The sequence below is a fragment of the Pseudomonas fluorescens genome, assembly GCF_001648775.1.
GTDB classification, from domain to species: Bacteria; Pseudomonadota; Gammaproteobacteria; order Pseudomonadales; family Pseudomonadaceae; genus Aquipseudomonas; species Aquipseudomonas fluorescens_M.
Map to the genome: position 1 here is coordinate 35,797 of NZ_LVEJ01000016.1, position 21,451 is coordinate 57,247.

The 21,451-nt window shown below is 59.0% G+C and carries 20 protein-coding genes, 4 tRNA genes and 1 pseudogene; 14 read left to right on the forward strand and 11 right to left on the reverse strand.

The window, feature by feature from the left end:
* Positions 1 to 4 precede the first annotated feature (4 nt).
* From A8O26_RS14795 to A8O26_RS14810, 4 genes are all read left to right on the forward strand, one after another.
* Positions 5 to 877 carry an oxygenase MpaB family protein gene (locus A8O26_RS14795; RefSeq protein ID WP_064118699.1) on the forward strand — a complete coding sequence of 291 codons (873 nt, stop codon included), beginning with the start codon at positions 5 to 7 and terminating at the stop codon, positions 875 to 877.
* 138 nt (positions 878 to 1,015) lie between these two features.
* Positions 1,016 to 2,032 carry a class I SAM-dependent rRNA methyltransferase gene (locus tag A8O26_RS14800; protein ID WP_064118700.1) on the forward strand — a complete coding sequence of 339 codons (1,017 nt, stop codon included), beginning with the start codon at positions 1,016 to 1,018 and terminating at the stop codon, positions 2,030 to 2,032.
* A 219-nt stretch (positions 2,033 to 2,251) separates the two neighbouring features.
* Positions 2,252 to 5,203: a DUF748 domain-containing protein gene (locus tag A8O26_RS14805; RefSeq protein ID WP_064118701.1), complete on the forward strand. Its 2,952-nt coding sequence runs from the start codon at positions 2,252 to 2,254 to the stop codon at positions 5,201 to 5,203.
* Positions 5,203 to 5,499, forward strand: coding sequence for a DUF2845 domain-containing protein (locus tag A8O26_RS14810; RefSeq protein ID WP_064118702.1), 297 nt, complete (start codon positions 5,203 to 5,205; stop codon positions 5,497 to 5,499). Before A8O26_RS14805 ends, A8O26_RS14810 begins: the two co-directional genes overlap by 1 nt.
* A gap of 284 nt (positions 5,500 to 5,783) precedes the next feature.
* Here the strand turns inward: A8O26_RS14810 and A8O26_RS14815 are convergent, their stop codons facing one another.
* The gene (locus tag A8O26_RS14815; protein ID WP_064118703.1) at positions 5,784 to 6,137 is read right to left on the reverse strand and encodes a BON domain-containing protein; all 354 of its coding nucleotides are present in this window, start codon (positions 6,135 to 6,137) and stop codon (positions 5,784 to 5,786) included.
* 296 nt (positions 6,138 to 6,433) lie between these two features.
* On the reverse strand, positions 6,434 to 6,871 hold the full coding sequence (locus A8O26_RS14820) for a pilin (RefSeq protein ID WP_064118704.1): 438 nt from the start codon (positions 6,869 to 6,871) through the stop codon (positions 6,434 to 6,436).
* A 225-nt stretch (positions 6,872 to 7,096) separates the two neighbouring features.
* On the opposite strand from A8O26_RS14820, the gene pilB reads away from it, so the two are divergent.
* Genes pilB through yacG form a run of 5 tightly spaced genes read left to right on the forward strand, consistent with a single transcriptional unit; the run spans position 7,097 to position 11,708 of the window.
* On the forward strand, positions 7,097 to 8,797 hold the full coding sequence (gene pilB, locus A8O26_RS14825; protein WP_064118705.1) for a type IV-A pilus assembly ATPase PilB: 1,701 nt from the start codon (positions 7,097 to 7,099) through the stop codon (positions 8,795 to 8,797).
* A gap of 2 nt (positions 8,798 to 8,799) precedes the next feature.
* Positions 8,800 to 10,017 (forward strand): type II secretion system F family protein, encoded by a 1,218-nt coding sequence (locus A8O26_RS14830; RefSeq protein WP_064118706.1) that lies wholly within the window; start codon positions 8,800 to 8,802, stop codon positions 10,015 to 10,017.
* Position 10,018: 1 nt separating this feature from the next.
* Positions 10,019 to 10,891 (forward strand): prepilin peptidase, encoded by an 873-nt coding sequence (locus A8O26_RS14835; RefSeq protein WP_064118707.1) that lies wholly within the window; start codon positions 10,019 to 10,021, stop codon positions 10,889 to 10,891.
* Positions 10,888 to 11,511, forward strand: coding sequence for a dephospho-CoA kinase (gene coaE / locus A8O26_RS14840; RefSeq protein ID WP_064118708.1), 624 nt, complete (start codon positions 10,888 to 10,890; stop codon positions 11,509 to 11,511). Before A8O26_RS14835 ends, coaE begins: the two co-directional genes overlap by 4 nt.
* On the forward strand, positions 11,508 to 11,708 hold the full coding sequence (gene yacG, locus A8O26_RS14845) for a DNA gyrase inhibitor YacG (protein WP_007959585.1): 201 nt from the start codon (positions 11,508 to 11,510) through the stop codon (positions 11,706 to 11,708). The genes coaE and yacG overlap by 4 nt, the downstream gene beginning before the upstream one ends.
* A 5-nt stretch (positions 11,709 to 11,713) precedes the next feature.
* Here yacG and A8O26_RS14850 read toward each other — a convergent pair whose 3' ends face one another.
* On the reverse strand, positions 11,714 to 11,929 hold the full coding sequence (locus A8O26_RS14850; RefSeq protein ID WP_007909901.1) for a hypothetical protein: 216 nt from the start codon (positions 11,927 to 11,929) through the stop codon (positions 11,714 to 11,716).
* Between the two features lie 65 nt (positions 11,930 to 11,994).
* Positions 11,995 to 12,684, reverse strand: coding sequence for an energy-coupling factor ABC transporter permease (locus tag A8O26_RS14855; RefSeq protein ID WP_064118709.1), 690 nt, complete (start codon positions 12,682 to 12,684; stop codon positions 11,995 to 11,997).
* Positions 12,685 to 12,801: 117 nt separating this feature from the next.
* Between A8O26_RS14855 and A8O26_RS14860 the strand changes: the two genes are divergently transcribed.
* The 5 genes from A8O26_RS14860 to A8O26_RS14880 all read left to right on the forward strand — a co-directional run bounded on the left by A8O26_RS14860 (position 12,802) and on the right by A8O26_RS14880 (position 16,235).
* Positions 12,802 to 13,428: a DUF1780 domain-containing protein gene (locus tag A8O26_RS14860; RefSeq protein ID WP_007909887.1), complete on the forward strand. Its 627-nt coding sequence runs from the start codon at positions 12,802 to 12,804 to the stop codon at positions 13,426 to 13,428.
* Positions 13,425 to 13,952, forward strand: a complete 528-nt coding sequence (locus A8O26_RS14865; protein ID WP_064118710.1) for an MOSC domain-containing protein — start codon at positions 13,425 to 13,427, stop codon at positions 13,950 to 13,952. The genes A8O26_RS14860 and A8O26_RS14865 overlap by 4 nt, the downstream gene beginning before the upstream one ends.
* 52 nt (positions 13,953 to 14,004) lie before the next feature.
* Complete coding sequence (locus A8O26_RS14870; RefSeq protein WP_007909875.1) at positions 14,005 to 14,178, forward strand: DUF3094 domain-containing protein; 174 nt, start codon at positions 14,005 to 14,007, stop codon at positions 14,176 to 14,178.
* Positions 14,179 to 14,241: 63 nt separating this feature from the next.
* Positions 14,242 to 15,540, forward strand: a complete 1,299-nt coding sequence (locus A8O26_RS14875; RefSeq protein ID WP_016986237.1) for an NAD(P)/FAD-dependent oxidoreductase — start codon at positions 14,242 to 14,244, stop codon at positions 15,538 to 15,540.
* A gap of 287 nt (positions 15,541 to 15,827) precedes the next feature.
* Positions 15,828 to 16,235: an HvfA family oxazolone/thioamide-modified RiPP metallophore gene (locus tag A8O26_RS14880; RefSeq protein WP_064118711.1), complete on the forward strand. Its 408-nt coding sequence runs from the start codon at positions 15,828 to 15,830 to the stop codon at positions 16,233 to 16,235.
* Between the two features lie 63 nt (positions 16,236 to 16,298).
* Here the strand turns inward: A8O26_RS14880 and A8O26_RS30630 are convergent, their stop codons facing one another.
* The 7 genes and pseudogenes from A8O26_RS30630 to clpB form a co-directional block, all read right to left on the reverse strand.
* Positions 16,299 to 17,162, reverse strand: a complete 864-nt coding sequence (locus A8O26_RS30630) for a methyl-accepting chemotaxis protein (RefSeq protein WP_437339885.1) — start codon at positions 17,160 to 17,162, stop codon at positions 16,299 to 16,301.
* Positions 17,154 to 17,924 (reverse strand): annotated as a pseudogene (locus A8O26_RS30635) (MCP four helix bundle domain-containing protein); the annotation flags it as partial. The pseudogene A8O26_RS30635 and the gene A8O26_RS30630, both read right to left, overlap by 9 nt.
* Positions 17,925 to 18,088: 164 nt before the next feature.
* A tRNA-Pro gene (locus A8O26_RS14890) sits at positions 18,089 to 18,165 on the reverse strand.
* Between the two features lie 97 nt (positions 18,166 to 18,262).
* Positions 18,263 to 18,338, reverse strand: a tRNA-Lys gene (locus A8O26_RS14895).
* A 5-nt stretch (positions 18,339 to 18,343) separates the two neighbouring features.
* Positions 18,344 to 18,420, reverse strand: a tRNA-Pro gene (locus A8O26_RS14900).
* Positions 18,421 to 18,429: 9 nt separating this feature from the next.
* Positions 18,430 to 18,505 (reverse strand) — tRNA-Asn (locus A8O26_RS14905).
* A 297-nt stretch (positions 18,506 to 18,802) separates the two neighbouring features.
* The gene (gene clpB, locus A8O26_RS14910) at positions 18,803 to 21,367 is read right to left on the reverse strand and encodes an ATP-dependent chaperone ClpB (RefSeq protein WP_064118713.1); all 2,565 of its coding nucleotides are present in this window, start codon (positions 21,365 to 21,367) and stop codon (positions 18,803 to 18,805) included.
* Between the last annotated feature and the right edge of the window lie 84 nt (positions 21,368 to 21,451).

A 21,451-nucleotide genomic window follows, 5' to 3' on the forward strand; every position in this document is an offset into this window, starting at 1 on the left:
GGTCATGGAATTCATCCGCAGTCGCATTGAAAACCAACTCATGAGCCTGACCGGGCTGTCGCTCGGCCAACTCGATCTGGAAAATCCCAAGGGCGATCCCGGCCTGTTCGGCCCCGACTCGGTCAGCTGGCAGGTGCACGGTGATTTCAGCAGCATGTTGATCGGCGGCATCAGTGCCCTGTTGCTGCAAGCCTTGCATCCGCTGGCACTGGCCGGGGTTTGGGATCATTCGAACTTTCGTCAAGACATGCTCGGGCGTTTGCGCCGTACCAGTCAGTTTGTTTCCGGCACCACGTTTGGTTCACGCCGGGATGCCGACTGGTTGATCGAGAAGGTGCGCACCATTCACCTGCAAGTGGTCGGCACTGCGCCGGATGGCCGGCCCTACGCGGCGAGCGACCCGGATTTGCTCACGTGGGTGCACGTGGCCGAGGTCAGCAACTTCCTCGCCGCGCATTTGCGCTACCGCAATCGGCAATTGTCGCTGGCGGATCAGGATCGTTATTACGCCGAGATCGCGGTGATTGCCGAGCGTCTGGGCGCGCGGGATGTGCCGAAATCGCGGCAAGCCGTGGCGGATTATCTGCAACGCATGCGCCCGCAGTTGCTGTGCGATGAGCGCAGCCGCGAAGTCTTGCGCCTGCTGCTCGACGCGCCAGCGCCGAGTGTTTTGGCGCGGCCATTTGGCGATCTGATGATGAAGGCCGGCATCGACCTGCTGCCGGACTGGGCCAGCGACATGCTCGATGTCCGTCAGAGCTCGTTGCAACGCCAACTGATTCGCGCCAGCGTCAGACGCAGCGCGCCGATGCTGCGCTGGGCGATGCGCAATGGCTCGGTGCAACGCGCCAAACGCCGAATGGGCTTGCTGACCTAAAAGCTTCGCGAGCAGGCTCGCTCCCACATTTGGAATGCATTCCCATGTGGGAGCGAGTCTGCTCGCGAAGCCAGCACCTCGGTTACCCGCCAAGCTGCTAAACTCCCGCGCCCCCATTCTCACCAGCAAGGCGCCCGCATGTCTTCCTTGAATCAGGCGCTGCGCGCCGCCCTCGATCAACGCCAGGACTTGCTCGCTGAGCTGCACCGCCAGGGCACCGATTGCTATCGGCTGTTCCACGGCAGCCAGGAAGGCGCTGGCGGTTTGACCATCGACCGCTACGGCCCGCAACTGCTGGTGCAAAGCTTCCACCAGACGCTGGAGCGTGACGACCTGCTGCAACTGCACGCCTTGGTCAATCAGACGCTGGGCCTGGAAACCTTGCTGGTTTACAACGACCGTTCCCGCGGCAACTCGCGCATCGACCGTGAAGATACGGTCTACAAAGCCGACGACGCTGCGCTGGTCGATCTGATCGGTCACGAATGGGGCCTCAACTACCGCGTGCGCGGCCGCCACGCCGGCCAGGATCCATTGCTGTTCCTCGACCTGCGCAACACCCGTGGCTGGGTCAAGGATCACGCCAATGGCAAAAGCGTGCTCAACCTGTTCGCCTATACCTGCGGCGTCGGCCTCAGTGCAGCCGCCGGTGGCGCACGCGAGGTGTGCAACCTGGACTTCGCCGAAGGTAATCTGGCGGTCGGTCGCGAAAACGGTCTGCTCAACCCGCAACTGCCCGAGATGCAGTTCATCCAGTCCGATTATTTTCCGGCCATCCGTCAACTCGCCGGTCTGCCGATCAGCCAGCGTCGCGGACAGAAACTGCCGAGCTATCAGCGTCTGGAACAGCGCCAGTTCGATCTGGTCCTGCTCGATCCGCCGGCCTGGGCCAAGAGCGCGTTCGGCACCGTCGACTTGCTGCGCGACTATCAGAGCCTGCTCAAACCGGCCCTGCTGACCACCGCCGACAATGGCGTACTGATCTGCTGCAACAACCTGGCGAAAGTCAGCATGGACGACTGGCGCGAACAGGTCCTGCGTTGCGCCGAGAAGGCCGGCCGTCCGGTGCGCGAGTGGAGCGTGATGACCCCAGGCGCCGACTTCCCGTCCATGGACCAGCAACCGCCGCTGAAAACCCTGATCCTGCAGCTCTGAAGCGCTCGCGCGGCGGACAACTATCCAATGTGGGAGCGAGCTTGCTCGCGAAGGCGTCGTTTCAGTCGGCATATTTATCAACTGAACGACCGCTTTCGCGAGCAAGCTCGCTCCCACAGTGTTTTGTGGTTAAAGAGAAATCTGAACAATCCTGCAGCACGGCTATTACTTCGGAACCAGAATCGCGTGCCATACTCCAAGGCACTCCGATTCAGACAGATGAAGCCGCACATGCCCAAAGGATTGATTCGCGCGATTGGCGCCTTGTTGACTGCTCTGGCCCTCTACAGCCTGCTGGGGTTTCTGATTTTGCCGGGCATCGCCCTGCGTGTGGCCAATCAACAACTGGCCAATTACGCGACGGTGCCGGCACATATCCAGCGCATCGAGCTCAACCCGTTCAGCCTTGAAGTCACCCTGTGGGGCCTGGTCATCGGCGAGCCGGGCAAGGAGCAGATCGGCTTCGAACGTCTGTACGCCGACTTGCAAATCGACAGCCTGTGGACCAAGGCCCTGCATCTGGCCAACATCGAACTGGACAAACCGAAGAGCGAAATCCTCTTCGCCAAAGACGGCAAGCTCAACCTGCTGGGCCTGTTCAATGTGCCGGCCAGTGAACCCACCCCGGCCGATCCGAATGCCAAACCGTTCCCGCTGCGCATCGACAACATCAAACTGGCCGGCGGCGTCGTGCACTTTCAGGACGTGCGCCCCAGCGAGCCGATCGAATTCCTCTACGACGACCTCAGCTTCGAACTGAAAAACCTCAGTACCCTGCCCGAAGACAGCGCCGACATGACCCTGGTCGCCATCGGCCCCGCTGGCGGGCGCATCGACTGGAGCGGCAACTTCAGCCTGATCCCGTTCACCTCCGAAGGCACCCTCAAAGTCACCGACGGCAAGATGAAAGCCTTTTGGCCTTACGTGCGTGACTCGGTGCCGCTGGTACTGGAAGACGGCGTGATCAGCCTCAGCACCGAATACAAACTCAACCTGTCGAAAGAAACCGAACTACTGCTGAACAACGTGGCGGTGAGCATCGCGCCTTTCGCGATCAAGGCACCCGATGGACGCCCGCTGGCCAAGCTCGAACGCCTCGACGTCAGCGAAACCTCGGTGGATCTGGCCAGACAACAAGTGGTGGTCGGCAAGATTCGCAGCCAGAAACTGGAAACCTGGGCCGCCCTCGAAGCCGACGGCCAACTGGACTGGCAGAAACTGTTCGCCAGCCAACCATCGAAACCCGCCGCCAAAGCCGCTGCTGAACCCGCGAGCACACCGGCCGCTGCCGATTCGCCGAAGCCTGAACCGGGCGCACCGAGCAAGCCATGGCAAGTGCTGCTCAAAGACGTGCAATTGCGCGACTACACCGTGCATCTTGCCGACCGCTCAGCGACGCCTGCGGTGGCACTGGATGTCACCCCGCTGAACATCGATCTGCAGGATTTCGACAGCCTCAACGGCTCGCCCTTCAAGCTCAGGCTCGACAGCGGTCTGGGCAAGCAAGGCAAAGTCAGTGCCGACGGCACGGTCAATCTTGCCCCGGTCAACGCCCAGCTCAACGTGAAAACCTCGGACATCGACCTGCGCGTCGCGCAGTCCTACATCAACCCGTTCATTCGTCTGGAACTGCGCAGCGGCATGCTCGGCAGTGACCTGAAGGTCAACCTCAAGAGCACCGAACCGCTGGCGCTCAGCGTCACCGGCCGCGCGCAGATCGATCAACTGCACACCCTCGACACCCTGAAAACCCGCGACTTCCTCAAGTGGCAACAAGTGGTGGTCGAGGGCCTGAACTATCAGCATGGCGACAGTCTGTCGATCGACAAGATCAACCTGTTCCAGCCGTACGCGCGGTTCATGATCAACGATGACCGCACCACCAACATTGACGATCTGCTGATTCCGCAGCCCGCCGACAGTGGTGCAAAAAGTACCGCTGCGAAACCGGCCAGCAATGACAAACCGCTGGGCATTCACATCGGTGGCATCGCCATCAACGACGGCTCGGCCAACTTCGCCGACTTCAGCCTGACGCCGAACTTCGCCACGGCGGTCCAGCAGCTCAATGGCCAGATCGGCACCATCGACAGCCGTCAGGCAAAACCGGCCAGCGTCGACATCAAGGGCAAAGTCGATCGTTATGCACCGGTGACCATCAAAGGCGCGGTCAATCCGTTCGACCCGATGGCCAGCCTCGACATCGCCACCAGTTTCAAACGCGTCGAACTCACCACGCTGACGCCCTACTCCGGCAAATTCGCCGGGTACCGCATCCGCAAGGGTCGGCTCAATCTCGACCTGCATTACCTGATCACCAAGGGCCAGCTCAAAGCCGAAAACAAAGTGGTGGTCGAGCAGTTGCAGCTCGGTGAAAAGGTCGACAGCCCGGATGCCGTGAGCCTGCCGCTGAAACTGGCGATTGCCCTGCTCAAGGACGTCGACGGCAAGATCTCCATCGAGTTGCCGGTGACCGGCGACTTGAACAACCCGCAGTTCAGCGTGATGCCGATTGTCTGGCAGACCTTGCGCAACCTGATCGTCAAAGCCGCTGCCGCACCATTCAAAATGATTGGCGGGTTGATCAGTGGCGGCGGCTCCGAAGACCTTGGCACTGTTTCGTTTGCACCAGGTTCCAGCGAGTTGAGCAAGGATGCCGAAGCGGCGCTGGTCAAACTCTCTCAAGCACTGAAGGAGCGTCCGGCCCTGCGCCTGGAAATCGAAGGCACCGCGGCCAAGAGCAGTGACGGTCCGTTGATCGCCGAGCAGCGTCTGGAACGTGAATACCAGTACAACTACTACAAGATGCTGCAGCGTCGTGGCGATAAAGTCCCGGCTCAGGCGTCGTTGCTGCAAGTGCCTGACAGCGAGAAAGGTCCGCTGCTCGAAGGCATCTATCGCACCCGCCTGAAAATTCAGCCACCGGCGGAATGGAAGGATCTGGGCAAGGAAGAACGCACGGCGAAGATGCGCGAAGGGGTGATTCAGTTCTGGAGTGGCAGCGACGTGCTGCTGCGTCAGTTGGGGCAGGACCGCGCCAGCAGCATCAAGGATTATCTGGTCGACAAAGGCCAACTGGCAGACGACCGCGTCTACTTCATCGACGCCAATCTCGGTGAAGCCGAGAGCGATGGCCGCGTGGTGACGCAAATGCATCTGGATGCCGAATGATGAAACTACAGTGGCTGGCCTTGATCGCAATGACGCTCGCGGCCAGTCACGCCTCGGCGTCCGACACGCTGCGCTGTGGCAGCCAATTGATCAGCCTCGGCGACCGCTCCAGCGAAGTCCTGCAAAAGTGTGGTGAACCGGTCAGCCGCGATGCGTTGGGCTACAAACGCAGCGCCAATCGCCGCGAGGAGTTTCAGGTCGAGGAATGGACCTACGGCCCGAGCAACGGCATGTACCAATACCTGCGCTTCGAAGGCAATCGCCTGCGCCAGATCACCAGCAAACGCGGTAACTAAACCAACACCAACCCCCTGTGGGAGCGAGCTTGCTCGCGAAGGCGTCTGGTCAGTCGAGTCCATTGTGACTGGCATACCGCTTTCGCGAGCAAGCTCGCTCCCACAATTGTTTTGTGGTGCCCTTTGATCCTTTCGTCTCTGAAATAGAACAGGCCCCGACACGAGTGGCGGGGCCTGTAATGGTCACATCCATGTGACCGTTCGCATGAACTCTAAAGTTGCGGCAGACGTATTGCTCGGCCCGTCTGTCGCGCCTTCTCCCGGTCCAGGCGAGAAGTCATGCCTTACTCGGCTTTCAGGCCGTCAGCGGAGACCGCTTTGACGCCTTTGATTTTCTTGGTGATGTTCACTGCGGTGGTTTTCTGAGCTTCGGTAATAGCTACAGTCGACGACAGCGATACAACGCCTTTGTTGGTTTCTACTTTGATGTCAGTGCCTGGGATGCCTTTTTCGGTAACCAGGTCGCTTTTGACTTTGGTGGTGATCCAGGTATCGGAAGTAGTTTCTTTAGCCTTGGTCATTTCACCGGCGGCCAGAGTCATTGGAGCCTGGGTAGCCTGGGTGGTTTGTGCGAAAGCGCCGGTCATGGTCAGGGTCAGCGCGGTAGCAGCAGCGGCAGTGATAGCGAACTTCTTCATACGAGTAACTCCTGTTTTTCTGGAAAGTCTGCTGGATTACTTGTCAGCAGGGTTACCGAAGTAGTTGCGAACGTTGTGCCAACTTTTCCATCAAGACAATATCCTTATAAATCAATAACTTACCTTAAACGGTAATTTCCGTAATCATGCAATTTGCATGACATGCGCAATATTCACATGCAAGTTGCGGTTTTTTGGAAAGTTCCTAAGACGCTGAAATTATTGAGACTTTTATTTTCACCGAGTAAAGAAAAATGCCCTGCGTGGCAGGGCATTTGGTCATCACACGCTAGCAATCACGTACCGGTGGCGGTACAGCCTTTTGGCGAATAATCCGCGTTAACAGTAGTGCCACAGGTCCACACACCGGAGGTATTACCGGTAGCAGCGCCGGAACGAGTGAGCGTGATGGTTTTACCCAGTACCGGTCCCGGAGCGTTGAGCAGCGTGCAACTGATGCTGCCAGCGCCCGTCGCCGCTGTGCCTGTAACCGCCAACGTACAGTTGGAGGTGGTGGTTGTACCGCCATTCACAGCGGTTATATCCGGAGCGGTACCTTGGTTGATGGTGTCCTCGAACGGCACCTTCATCGCACTGATCTCCGCCAGCCCCGCCGTCACCTTCGAACGCGCCTGATATTTGGAATACTGCGGCAAGGCGATGGTCGCCAGGATCCCGATGATTGCCACCACGATCAGCAGCTCGATCAGAGTAAAACCTTGTTGTTTTTTCATAGACACGCTCCATGCATGAGTCGAAATCTCATGATCTGAAAGGGACGCAGCATAGGCCATGCCAATGCCTCCAGGCCCTGTGCATTGGGCGCAAAGCGTGTACGGCGCCATTTCCTACAACCTGCAACCGCACTATCTGACACTTTTTGTCACCTGCACCGACCGTGTTTGGCGCTGTCACTTGACTAGGCTATAAGTCATGAACTGCAAGCGTGCGGAATCCCCATGAATGACATCGCTCTGAGCGGTCTGGCCAAGCAATTGGTGCAGGCCGAATTGCTCACGGAAAAAACTGCCCAGCAAGCCTGGCAACAAGCCCAGCGCAATCGCCTGTCGCTGGTCAGCTATCTGGTGCAGAACAAACTGGTGAAAAGCTCACAGGTCGCCGAGATCGCCTCCGAGCATTTCGGCATGGCGTTCCTTGATCTCAATTGCCTCGACAAGGAAACCCAGCCCAAGGGACTGGTCAGCGAAAAACTCGTGCGCCAGCACCACGCCCTGCCCTTGTGGCGGCGCGGCAATAAATTGTTCGTGGGGATTTCCGACCCGAGCAATCATCAAGCGATCAACGACATCCAGTTCAGCACCGGCCTGAGCACCGAAGCCATTCTGGTCGAGGACGACAAGCTCAGCGATGCCATCGAAAAATTCTTCGACACCCACGCCAGTGGCCTGGAAGACATGGCCGATGTCGATCTCGACGGCCTCGATGTCGAAGCCATCGACGACAGCAAGCAGGACGCCATCGGCGGGCTCGACGCCGACGATGCGCCGGTGGTGCGCTTCGTGCACAAGATGCTGCTCGACGCGATCAAGAGCGGTTCTTCCGACCTGCACTTCGAGCCCTACGAAAAAAACTACCGGGTGCGGGTGCGCACCGACGGCATCCTGCGCGAAGTGGCCAAGCCACCGATTCAACTGGCCGGGCGCATCGCCGCACGCCTGAAAGTCATGGCCAGCCTCGATATCTCGGAACGGCGCAAACCGCAGGACGGGCGCATCAAGATGCGCCTGTCGAAAAGCAAGTCGATCGATTTTCGGGTCAACACCCTGCCGACCCTGTGGGGCGAAAAAGTGGTGATCCGGATTCTCGACCCGTCCAGTGCGCAGATCGGCATCGACGCACTCGGCTATGAGCCGGCGCAGAAAGAGTTGTACCTGGCCGCGCTCAAGCAGCCGCAAGGGATGATTCTGGTCACTGGCCCCACCGGCTCGGGTAAAACCGTGTCGCTGTACACCGGGCTGAATATTCTCAACACCGTCGACATCAACATTTCCACCGCCGAAGACCCGGTGGAGATCAACATGGAAGGCATCAATCAGGTCAACGTCAACCCAAGGCAAGGCCTCGACTTCGCCCAGGCGCTGCGCTCGTTTCTGCGTCAGGACCCGGACGTGATCATGGTCGGCGAGATTCGTGACCTGGAAACTGCAGAGATCGCGATCAAGGCTGCGCAGACCGGTCACCTGGTGCTCTCGACGCTGCACACCAACAGCGCCGCGGAAACCCTGACCCGCCTGCACAACATGGGCATTCCCGGTTTCAACATCGCCACCTCGGTCAGCCTGATCATCGCCCAGCGTCTGGCGCGAAAATTGTGCAGCCACTGCAAGAGGCCCATCGAGATCCCGCGTGAAACCCTGATCAAGGAAGGTTTCCCCGAGGAACGCATCGGCCATTTCACGATCTACGAGCCGGTCGGCTGCGATCACTGCAACGGCGGCTACAAGGGACGCGTGGGGATTTATGAAGTGGTGAAGAACACCGCAGAACTGCAACGATTGATCATGGCCGAAGGCAACTCTCTGGAAATCGACATTCAAATGCGCCGCGACGGCTTCGCCGACCTGCGCACCGCCGGGCTGCACAAGGCCATGCAAGGCATCACCAGCCTTGAAGAAATCAACCGGGTTACCAAGGACTGAACATGGCGGTCAAGGCAGCGAAAATCAGCATCTACGCCTGGGAAGGTACGGACAGAAAAGGCAGCAAAGTCACCGGAGAGTTGAGCGGGCAGAACCCCGCACTGGTCAAGGCGCAGCTGCGCAAACAAGGCATCAACCCAGGCAAGGTGCGCAAAAAATCCGCGTCACTGTTGAGCTTTGGCAAACGTATCAAAGCGCAGGACATCGCGCTGTTCACCCGGCAGATGGCGACGATGATGAAGGCCGGCGTACCGCTGTTGCAGTCGTTCGACATCATCGGCGAGGGCTTCGAAAACCCGGCCATGCGCAAACTGGTCGACGAGATAAAACAGGAAGTCGCAGCGGGTAACAGCTTCGCCACGGCCCTGCGCAAAAAGCCGCAATACTTCGACGAGTTGTACTGCAACCTGGTCGACGCCGGTGAGCAGTCCGGCGCCCTCGACACGTTGCTGGAGCGGGTCGCGACCTATAAGGAAAAAAGCGAACGCCTCAAGGCCAAGATCAAGAAAGCCATGACTTATCCAGCCGCAGTGGTGCTGGTGGCGGCGGTGGTGACCGGGATCCTGCTGGTGAAAGTGGTGCCGCAATTTCAGTCGGTGTTTTCCGGTTTCGGTGCCGAACTGCCGGCGTTCACCCTGATGGTGATCAGCCTTTCGGAATTCATGCAGCAATGGTGGTGGGCCATTCTCGGTGCGCTGGTCGCGGCGATTTTCGGCACCCGCCATGCGTTGAAAACGTCCCAGGCCTTGCGTGATCGTAAAGACACCTGGCTGTTGAAACTGCCGCTGGTGGGCACGTTGATGTACAAGTCCGCCGTCGCCCGTTTCGCCCGCACCTTGTCGACCACGTTTGCCGCCGGTGTGCCATTGGTGGAGGCGCTCGACTCGGTGGCGGGGGCCACCGGCAATGTGGTGTTCAAACGCGCCGTACTGCGCATTCGTCAGGACGTCTCGACCGGTATGCAGTTGAATTTCTCGATGCGCAGCACCGGTGTATTTCCGAACATGGCCGTGCAGATGACCGCGATCGGCGAAGAGTCCGGCGCACTCGATGAAATGCTCGACAAGGTTGCCGGCTTCTACGAGGAGGAAGTGGATAACATGGTCGATAACCTCACCAGCCTGATGGAGCCGTTCATCATGGTGGTGCTGGGCGTTATTGTCGGTGGACTGGTAGTGGCCATGTACCTGCCGATCTTCCAACTCGGCTCAGCGATCTGACATGCCTATCGACGAACTGTTTGCCCTGTATCCGCTGGCCTTTGTCGGCACCGCGTTGCTGCTCGGCCTGGTGGTCGGCAGCTTCCTCAATGTGCTGGTCTGGCGTCTGCCGAAAATGCTCGAGCGCGATTGGCGCCAGCAGGCCCATGACGTACTCGGCTTGCCCGTCGAAGCGCCGCTGCCCACCTATAATTTGATGCTGCCGCATTCCGAATGCCCGCACTGTGCGCACCGCATCCGTGCGTGGGAAAACATTCCGCTGTTGAGCTACCTGTGGCTGCGCGGGCGCTGCTCGGCGTGCACTGCACCGATCAGCAAACGCTATCCACTGACCGAACTGGCCTGCGGCCTGCTCTCGGCATTCGTCGCCTGGCAGGTCGGCTTTGGCTGGCCGGCGTGCCTGCTGATCTTCCTCACCTGGGGCCTGTTGGCGATGAGCCTGATCGACACCGCGCATCAATTGCTGCCCGATGTGCTAGTGCTGCCGCTGCTGTGGCTGGGGTTGATCGTCAACAGTTTCGGCTTGTTCGTACCCTTGCACGATGCACTGTGGGGCGCGGTGGCCGGTTACCTGGCGCTGTGGTCGGTGTTCTGGCTGTTCAAACTGCTGACCGGCAAGGACGGCATCGGCCACGGTGATTTCAAGTTGCTGGCGTTACTCGGCGCGTGGGGCGGCTGGCAGATATTGCCGCTGACGATCCTGTTGTCATCACTGGTTGGCGCCATCATCGGGGTGATTCTACTGCGTCTGCGCGAGCAGAAAACCTCGACGCCGATCCCCTTCGGCCCCTATCTGGCAATTGCCGGCTGGATTGCCTTGCTCTGGGGTGGTCAAATAACCGACTTCTATTGGCAGTTTGTCGGTTTGAAATGAATACCCCTGTGGAAAAACCCTGGATTCTCGGCCTCACCGGCGGCATCGGCAGCGGCAAAAGCGCGGCGGCCCAGCACTTCATTGATCTGGGTATCCACGTCGTGGATGCTGATCACGCTGCGCGCTGGGTCGTCGAACCGGGCCGCCCGGCGCTGGCAAGGATTGCCGAGCATTTCGGCCCCGGCGTGCTGCAAGCCGATGGCACAGTGGACCGTGCCGCGCTGCGCAAACTGATCTTTGAAGTGCCGGAGCAACGGCGCTGGCTCGAAGCGCTGCTGCATCCGTTGATCGCCGAGGAAATCGCGCATCACTTGGCGCTGGCAAAATCGCCTTACGCGATTCTGGTTTCGCCGCTGTTGATCGAATCCGGGCAATACGCGATGACCCAACGCATTCTGGTCATCGACGCTCCGCAACAACTGCAGATCGAACGCACCTTGCAGCGTGACCAGACCAGCGAAGCGCAGGTTCAGGCGATTCTCAAGGCCCAGTCGAGCCGCGAAGACCGCGTGAGCCGTGCCGACGACGTGGTGGTCAATGACCGCGACCTCGCCTCGCTGCACCGTGAGGTCGAACGTCTGCATCACTTTTACCTGACTTTATCCGGAGGCCAAGCATGAGCCAGATTCCAACCGTAGAATGCCCAACCTGTGGCGCCCCCGTGGAATTCACTCCCGAGAACAAATTCCGTCCGTTCTGCTCCGATCGCTGCAAGCTGATCGACCTCGGCGCCTGGGCGTCCGAGGAACACAAGATTCCAGTCGCACCGGATGCTGAAGACGAACTGTTTTCCGGCGATTTCGATCCGCGTCACTGATCCGGTCAGGGCCGCATAAAGCCGTAGTCCTGATCGTCGTCGAGGTTTTCCGCCAGAAAGCGCAACTCGTCGGCCAGGTCTTCGGCGTTGCGCACGGCCTTGCTCTGCTGCACCACTGCACTGAGCAAGGCGCGCAAACTCAACCCCGGGTCAAAGCCCACCTCCTGCGCCATGTCCAGACTCTGCCGGGTTTCCTGCCTCGCCCACTCGTAAACACTCATGCCGCCGCTCCTGAAGGGATTTGCGCGAGCATGAAATTTCCCGCGCATGGCGGGTTTGATGTGGATCAAGACTTCGGATCGTCGTCCTTCCAGGGCGCCGAAAGGTAGCGGGTACGGTTGAAGGTCTCCAGCCATTCCGGGCAAAACACCACCAGCGCGCTGATGACCATGCCGTTGATGAACGCCTCGGGAAACAGCAGCAGCCACAGATAACCGACGAAATCCTCCAGCCACTCCGGCATGGCGAAGAGACCGTCGTACCACAGCAGCGTCAGGCTCAGGATCAGGCACATAAGCGCCGAAAGCGCGGCGGCAAAAAAGCCGGAACAGAAGATGTACACGAACGGATTACGCGGCTGCGCGCGCTCGACAACAATCGCCACACACTCGGTGATCAGCACCGGCAGCAAAATCAGCAACGAACCATTGACCCCGACGGCCAGCAAATCCTGACGACCGAGCAGCACCAGGCCCATTTGCGCGACCAGCCCACCGACAATCGCCAGCGGCCAGTCCAGCAGCAACGTCACCGCCGTCATGCCAATGAAGTGATAGGACACGCCCGTGTCGAAATCCCTGCGCACCAGCCACAACAGAAACAAGGCGAACACGGTGCCGAACAATAAATGCTGACGCCGACTGTCGCTGAACAACTCGAGCCACGGCGCACGCACAATTGCCCAGAGCAGCACTGGCAAATAAATCAGCCAGCCGAGCGACAGGCTCGCCGATGACAGCAGTTCGGCACCGATCATGATTCCCTCATCTTTTCCATGGGTTTACCGCCTCGTCGCAGTCTACACCGCGATCCGGCGTGCATCAGCCCAAGCAAAGCTTTCTGCTTGTCGCAATTGAACGCTAAGCTTGGGCCTATGGATGACTCAGATTATTTACGCCTGCTGACCATCGCGGCCGAGCAGGCCAACGCGTTCCTGTCCAATGCCCGCAAATGGGAGCGTGAGCGTTGGGTTTGCCAGCGCCTGCTGCAAGGCCTGAACATTCCCTACCGCGCCGACGAATTCGCGCCGGCCGGCGAGCCGCCGGACGTGCTGTTTCGCGATGCCAACTTCGAGGTGTTCTTCGTGCTCGATGAGGGGCGCCGGCTCAACGACGAATGGCGCGATGAATTGCAGCGCCGCCGAAGCGCCTTTTCCCTCAGCCAACTGGTGCGCCGCGAAGCCAAGCCGAAACGCATTCCGGCCAACGAATTTCTCCTGCGCCTGGCGCCGACCTTGCGCAAAAAGGCGCACAACTACAAGGAACGCGGCATGGATCTGGGGGAGCTAGACATCATTGCCTTCGCCAGTCTTAAACGTGAGGTGCTGGATCTGAACAGCCATTTCCCACCGCCGACCGAATACCTGCGCCAGGGCTGGCGCTCGCTGTCACTTGTCGGCCCGACCTTCGCCCGCGTGCTGTTCGCGCATCCGGATGCGCCGGACTTTCTGCGCAGCAACCTCGGGCGCAGCATCGTTTTCGATGTCGGGATCAGCCTGTGACGCCACTTCAGCAATTGATCGCCGATGTGCCACAGACCGGATGTGTACGCTGGATCGGCGTGCGCCCAGAATCCCGTGGGCCGATGATCGAACTGGACGCCGTGGAGGCGCGACTTGAGGCGGGACTGACGGGTGATCACGCGCGTCCCGGTGTGCGTAATGCACGTCAAGTCACGCTCATCCAGTGGGAACACCTCGCGGTGATCGGCGCATTGATGGGCCGGCCGCACGATCAGCCGGTCAGGCCTGAAGATCTGCGGCGCAATCTCGTTATCAGCGGTATCAATTTGTTTAGCCTGAAGGGTCGGCGCTTTCGCATCGGTCAGGCAATATTCGAAACCACGGGTTGGTGTCAGCCCTGCGCACGCCTGCAAAACAACCTTGGCCCCGGCACCTTTCAAGCCGTGCGCGGGCATGGCGGAATTACCGCGCGAGTGTTACAAAGCGGGATCATTCGCCTCGAGGACAGGGTCTGCGTCGAACCGGTTCCGGACAGCGGCTATGCTGCGTTCAACCCCGGATAAAAACCGCTTGTAGCTTCTGCCCATTCAGCAACGTCTACCTGACGAGGCAAATATGACCAGCCGCCTGAACCCCGAAGACCAGAAACATGTCGAAGAGTACCTGCAACTGTCCCAACACCGAGTCGAGCGTCGGCCATTCCGGCCGTGGATGCTCCTCGTGCTGGTGCTGGCAGTGACCATTGGTCTGGGCCTGTTGAGCCGATTTATCAGTTACCTGACGCTATGAGCTGCCTGGCGCTCGCTTGGGTAACCGCACCGATTTCCTTTAAAAACCTTGCGAGTTATCCCCATGTCCCATCGTATTGTTATTGTCGGCGGCGGCGCCGGCGGTCTGGAGTTGGCTACCCGTCTGGGTAAGACTCTGGGCAAGCGCGGCACGGCCAGTGTGATGCTGGTCGACGCCAACCTGACGCACATCTGGAAGCCCTTGCTGCACGAAGTGGCGGCCGGATCGCTGAACTCTTCCGAAGACGAACTCAACTATGTTGCCCAGGCGAAATGGAACCACTTCGAGTTCCAGCTGGGGCGCATGAGCGGGCTCGATCGCGCGCAGAAGAAAATCCAGCTGGCTGCGACCTACGACGAAAACGGCGTCGAACTGGTACCGGCGCGTGAAGTGCAGTACGACTCGCTAGTGATCAGTGTCGGCAGCACCACCAACGATTTCGGCACTCAGGGCGCGGCGCAGCACTGTCTGTTCCTCGATACCCGCAAACAGGCCGAGCGTTTTCATCAGCAACTGCTCAACCACTATCTTCGTGCACACGCAGGGCAAACCGATGTGGTCGAGCAGATCAGCGTAGCGATCGTTGGCGCTGGCGCCACAGGCGTTGAACTGGCGGCAGAACTGCACAACGCTGCCCATGAACTCGCGGCTTACGGCCTCGACCGGATCAAACCGGAAAACATGCACATCACCCTGATCGAAGCCGGCCCACGGGTGTTGCCAGCCCTGCCGGAGCGCATCAGCGGGCCGGTGCACAAGACCCTGGAAAAACTCGGGGTCAATGTGATGACCAACGCGTCGGTGAGCGAAGTGACGGCCGACAGCCTGATCACCGCCGACGGCAACGAGATCAAGGCCAGCCTCAAGGTTTGGGCGGCTGGTATTCGGGCGCCGGGTTTCCTCAAGGACATCGACGGCCTGGAAACCAACCGCATCAATCAGCTGCAAGTATTGCCGACGCTGCAAACCACTCGCGACGAGAACATCTTTGCCTTCGGCGATTGCGCTGCGTGCCCGCAACCGGGCACCGATCGCAACGTGCCGCCACGCGCGCAAGCCGCGCACCAACAGGCCTCGCTGCTGGCCAAGTCGCTGAAACTGCGCATCGAAGGCAAGACTCTGCCCGAGTACAAGTACACCGACTACGGCTCACTGATCTCGCTGTCGCGTTTTTCGGCTGTGGGTAACTTGATGGGCAACCTGACCGGCAGCGTGATGCTCGAAGGCTGGCTGGCGCGGATGTTTTACGTGTCGCTGTACCGCATGCACCAGATGGCGCTGTACGGGCCGTTCCGCACGGCGATGTTGATGCTCGGCAGCAAGATTGGTCGCGGCACTGAACCGCGTCTGAAACTGCACTAAAACCTGTGGGAGCGAGCCTGCTCGCGAATGCGTCAGATCAGTCGCATCATCATTGACTGACAGAACGCTTTCGCGAGCAGGCTCGCTCCCACATTGTTTTGTGTTGATCGAAAGATCTGTTTCTTACTGTATCCCCGCCCCGCTTTTCCCACCTTCGCTTACAAACTCCCCTGCCGCGCGACACAGACGCGATACACCGCCACCGCTTAATGGCCACACCCGAGCAACACCTGCTCAGGCAAGTGTCCTTAACGTGTGGTTGCGCAGCGCAGCCCAGGAGAATGTAAATGTCCCGTACTTCTACTCTCGCTAAAAACTCCCTTGGCCTGGTCGGCGCGGTTCTGGCTGGCGGCCTGATGTTGTCCGGCTCGGTATTCGCCGCGCAGCCATTGGCCCAGGGCTACATGGTCGCTTCGGCAGAAACCTCGGTAAAAGCGCCGGAAGGCAAATGCGGTGAAGGCAAATGTGGCGACGCGTCGATGGCCAAGACTGACAGCGATGGCGACGGCAAGGTCTCCCGCGCCGAGTTTCTGAAAGTCGCGCCGAAGTCCGACTTCGACAAGATCGACACCAACCATGACGGTTTCATTGATGAGCAAGAGGCCTACAACAACGTGAAGGCCAACTTTGAAGCCAATGGCAAGAAAATGCCCAAGGGTTTGTTCGAACACCTGAAAGATCAAGACGGCGCCTGATTGCCAGAAAAAACCAAGCCGCGTTTCTCGTGTGAGGAACGCGGCTTTTTTACGCCTGCCCGCTTACAACTGGAAGCGCCGCACCATGCCTTGCAACGCATTGGCCAATTGCGACAACTCATGACTGGAGGCACTGGTCTGATCGGCACCGGCGGCCGAGCGAACCGACAAATCACGAATGTTCACCAGATTGCGATCCACTTCGCGTGCCACCTGCGCTTGTTCTTCCGCAGCGCTGGCAATCACCAGATTGCGCTCATGGATCTCATGCACCGACGCGGTGATGGTTTGCAGCGCCTCACCGGCGCGCTCAGCCAACGCCAGCGTGGTGGTGGCACGTGCCGTGCTGGCCTGCATCGAGTCCAGCGCCAGGCTCGAACCGCTGCGCATGCCCTGGACCATTTGCTCGATCTCCTGGGTCGATTGCTGCGTGCGATAAGCCAGCGCGCGCACCTCATCGGCAACCACGGCAAAGCCTCGTCCACTCTCACCGGCGCGCGCCGCTTCAATCGCCGCGTTGAGCGCCAGCAGATTGGTCTGCTCGGCGATCGCCCGAATCACGTCGAGTACCTTGCCGATATCCTGCGACTGGTTGGCCAGTGATTGCACCAGCTCACCGGTCTGTTGCACATCGTTGGCCAGTGCATTGATGGCCGTGGCGGTCTCACTGACGCGCACTTGCCCCAGATGCGCCGACTCGCTGGACTGACGGGTCGCGTCAGAGGTCGACACGGCATTGCGTGCGACCTCCTCCACCGCTGCCGTCATCTGGTTGACGGCCGTCGCGGCTTGTTCGATTTCGTTGTTCTGCTGTTGCAGCCCCTGCGTACTGTCGAGTGTCACCGCGTTGAGTTCATCGGCAGCCGTCGCCAGTTGCGTGGCCGAACCGCTGATGCCTTGCAGCGTCTCACGCAGGTTCTGTTGCATGGTCGCCAAGGCTTTGAGCAAGCGACTGACTTCATCGTTGCCATGGGTTTCGATCGGCCGGGTCAGATCACCCTGCGCCACACTTTCTGCGGCGCTGACGGCACTGCTCAGCGGCCGAACGATACTGCGCGTGAGCATCATCGCCAGTGCCACCGTGGCCAGGGCGGCCAACGCAATAAACAAACTGACAATCGTGCGCGAGTTCTCGTAGTGCGCAGCGGACTTCTGGCTTTCGGCGGCGACCTGTTTGGCGAACAGGTCCGCCAGGTCGTTGAGTTGCTTGCCGGAGCCATCGACGACAGTTTTCATGTCGACTAGCAGCAACCTGGTCAGCTCATCACGCTTGCCTTGCTCGGCGAGGGTGAAGGATTGAGCGATGCCGTTGCGATACGCGGCGAAGGTTTTCTTGAACTGGTCGTATAGCTGCTGGCCTTCCGGAGTGTTGACCAGTTTGTCGTAAGCGGCGATTTTCTCGCTCAGCTCCTTATCGCGGGTATCCATCTGGCTGCGGTAAGTCGCAATGTTGGCCGGATCCTGATCCAGCGCCATGCGCAACGAGATGGTGCGGATGCGCAGCATGAGCTCGCGAATCTCGTCGCCACCTCGAATACTCGGCAGCCACTGATTTTCTACCGCGACCTCACTGTCGCGAATACTCGACATCTGTCCGAGCGCAAATACGCCGAGCAACGCGACCAATACTGCGATCAGGGCAAACCCCAAAGCAGCCCGGGGAGCAATATTCAACTGACGAAGCAACATGACGCACGCCCTTATTCTTGTGTTGGCCAGATTCAAGGGGCGAAAGCCATGGCAGTCCCCTCGTGTTAGCGGGCTATCGGCAAGTTGTACGATGACTTGAAGGGAATCGTCTTTTTCGCAGGCAAAAAAAATCCCCGTATCTTTCGATACGAGGATTTTTAATATGGTCGGGGTAAGGGGATTCGAACTCCTGACATCCTGCTCCCAAAGCAGGCGCGCTACCGGACTGCGCTATACCCCGGTAAAAAAAAGGCGACCTTTCAAAGATCGCCTTCTTCGATCAGCGCTTTTGGCCTCTGATCTTAAGATTCGATCCCAGCGCTAACTGGTTTCAAAAATGGTGGGTCGTGTGGGATTCGAACCTACGACCAATTGGTTAAAAGCCAACTGCTCTACCAACTGAGCTAACGACCCAAAAATGGTCGGGGTAAGGGGATTCGAACTCCTGACATCCTGCTCCCAAAGCAGGCGCGCTACCGGACTGCGCTATACCCCGGCTTGAAATTGGCTCCGTGACCAGGACTCGAACCTGGGACCCAATGATTAACAGTCATTTGCTCTACCGACTGAGCTATCACGGAACTACATATTTCAATTTACAACGGTGAAACTTGTTGCTTCCAGTCACTCGTTCGCATCGCTGCGTTCGTGTGTCTGAGGCGCGCTATTCTACAACCTAGAACACCTCTGTCAACCCCCTAAATTGCTTTCAAGTTAATGATTTGCAACTTATTTCAGATTTCAACTCAGTGAGCTGAGACCGTCTTGGCGACTGACTGCGGGGCGCACTTTACAAGCCTTTTCCTTTGAGTTCAACAGCCTAACGAAAAAAAAGGCCCCACAATGTGGGGCCCTCCTTTTTTCATTGGCGTTTGGACTCAGTTGAAAACGATTTCGTCGTTCTCGACCTTGCCGGTCGCCGTGTCGCCTGGCATGAAGTGACCCGAAAGGATCAACTGCGCCAGCGGGTTTTCGATCCAGCGCTGAATCGCCCGTTTCAAAGGACGTGCGCCATACACCGGGTCGTAACCCACGGCGATCAACTTGTCCATCGCCTCCGGGCTGAGTTCCAGCTTCAGCTCGCGCTCGGCCAGACGGCTGCGCAGACGGCCCAACTGGATCTCGGTAATGCCCGCGATCTGATCCCGCGCCAAAGGCTCGAAGATCACCACTTCGTCGACCCGGTTAATGAACTCCGGACGGAAGTGCGACGTCAGCGCATCCATTACAGCAGCACGCTGCGCTTCACGATCACCGACCAGTTCCTGAATCTGCACAGAACCGAGGTTCGAGGTCATGACGATCACGGTATTGCGGAAATCCACCGTGCGGCCATGACTGTCGGTCAGGCGCCCGTCTTCAAGCACTTGCAGCAAGATGTTGAACACATCCGGGTGCGCCTTCTCAACCTCGTCCAGCAGGATCACCGAGTAAGGCTTGCGACGCACCGCCTCGGTCAGGTAACCGCCCTCTTCGTAACCGACGTATCCCGGTGGCGCACCGATCAGCCGCGCCACGGAATGTTTCTCCATGAACTCGGACATGTCGATCCGCACCATCGCCTCTTCGGTATCAAAGAGGAATTCGGCCAGCGCCTTGCACAGCTCGGTTTTACCGACACCGGTCGGGCCGAGGAACATGAACGAACCGCTCGGACGATTCGGGTCAGACAACCCGGCACGCGAACGGCGTACCGCGTTGGCCACAGCGACCACCGCTTCTTCCTGGCCGATCACGCGTTTGTGCAACAGGCTTTCCATTTTCATCAGCTTGTCGCGCTCGCCTTCGAGCATTTTCGACACCGGAATGCCGGTCCACTTCGACACGACTTCAGCGATCTCTTCTTCAGTCACCTTGCTGCGCAGCAACTGGTTTTCGCTCTTGCCGTGCTGATCGACCATTTGCAGGCTGCGCTCCAGATCCGGGATCACCCCGTACTGCAACTCGGCCATGCGGTTCAGGTCGCCTTTACGACGCGCGGCTTCCAGCTCCTGACGCGACTGTTCGATCTTCTGCTGAATCTGTGCAGAACCCTGCACCTCGGCTTTTTCCGAGTTCCAGATTTCTTCCAGATCGGAGTACTCACGTTCGAGACGGACGATTTCTTCCTGGAGTTTCTCCAGACGTTTCATCGCCGCTTCGTCGCTTTCTTTCTTCAGCGCCTGGGATTCCACCTTCAACTGAATCAGGCGCCGCTCGAGACGATCGAGCACTTCCGGCTTGGAATCGATTTCCATGCGGATGCGGCTCGCGGCCTCGTCGATCAGGTCGATGGCCTTGTCCGGCAACTGCCGGTCAGTGATGTAGCGATGGCTGAGCTTGGCCGCCGCGATGATCGCGCCGTCAGTGATCGCCACCTTGTGGTGAACCTCGTAACGCTCCTTGAGGCCACGCAGGATGGCGATGGTGTCTTCTTCGCTCGGCTCATCCACCAGGACTTTTTGGAAGCGTCGTTCGAGCGCCGCGTCCTTCTCTATATATTGGCGGTACTCGTTAAGCGTGGTCGCGCCGACGCAGTGCAGCTCGCCGCGCGCCAGTGCAGGCTTGAGCATGTTGCCGGCGTCCATCGAGCCTTCGCCTTTACCGGCGCCGACCATGGTGTGCAGTTCGTCGATAAACAGAATGATCTGCCCTTCCTGCTTCGACAGCTCGTTGAGCAGCGACTTCAGGCGCTCTTCGAACTCACCGCGATACTTGGCACCGGCAATCAACGCGCCCATGTCCAGCGAAAGCAGACGTTTGCCTTTGAGGCCGTCCGGCACTTCGCCGTTGATGATGCGCTGGGCCAGACCTTCGGCAATCGCGGTTTTACCCACACCAGGCTCACCGATCAGCACTGGGTTGTTCTTGGTGCGGCGTTGCAGAACCTGAATGGTGCGACGAATTTCGTCGTCACGGCCGATCACCGGATCAAGCTTGCCGTCTTCGGCGCGCTTGGTCAGGTCGACAGTGTATTTATCCAGCGCCTGGCGCGACTCTTCGTGGTTGGCGTCATTCACTGCTTCGCCACCGCGCAGGTTGTTGATCGCGTTTTCCAGGGCTTTCTTGCTCACGCCCTGGCCGAGCAGCAACTTGCCGAGCTTGCTGTTCTCGTCCATCGCCGCGAGCAGCACCAGTTCGCTGGAGATGAACTGGTCGCCCTTCTGCTGGGCCAGACGATCGGCCTGGTTGAGCAGGCGCGCCAGATCCTGCGACATGTTGACGTCGCCGGTCGGGTTCTGGATTTTCGGTAATTGGTCGAGCTCTTTGGTCAGCTCTTTACGCAAGCTGTTGACGTCGAAGCCCACCTGCATCAACAGAGGTTTGATCGAACCACCCTGCTGTTCAAGCATGGCTTGCATCAAGTGCGCCGGCTCAATCGCCGGATGATCGTGGCCGACTGCCAACGACTGGGCATCGGACAAGGCCAACTGTAATTTGCTGGTTAAACGGTCTATTCGCATAAGTCACCTTCCTTTTGAGCAGGCCGGACCTAAAAACCATCCTGAATAAAGAAACCTGCCAGATACCGCTATAGATGCGGTCGA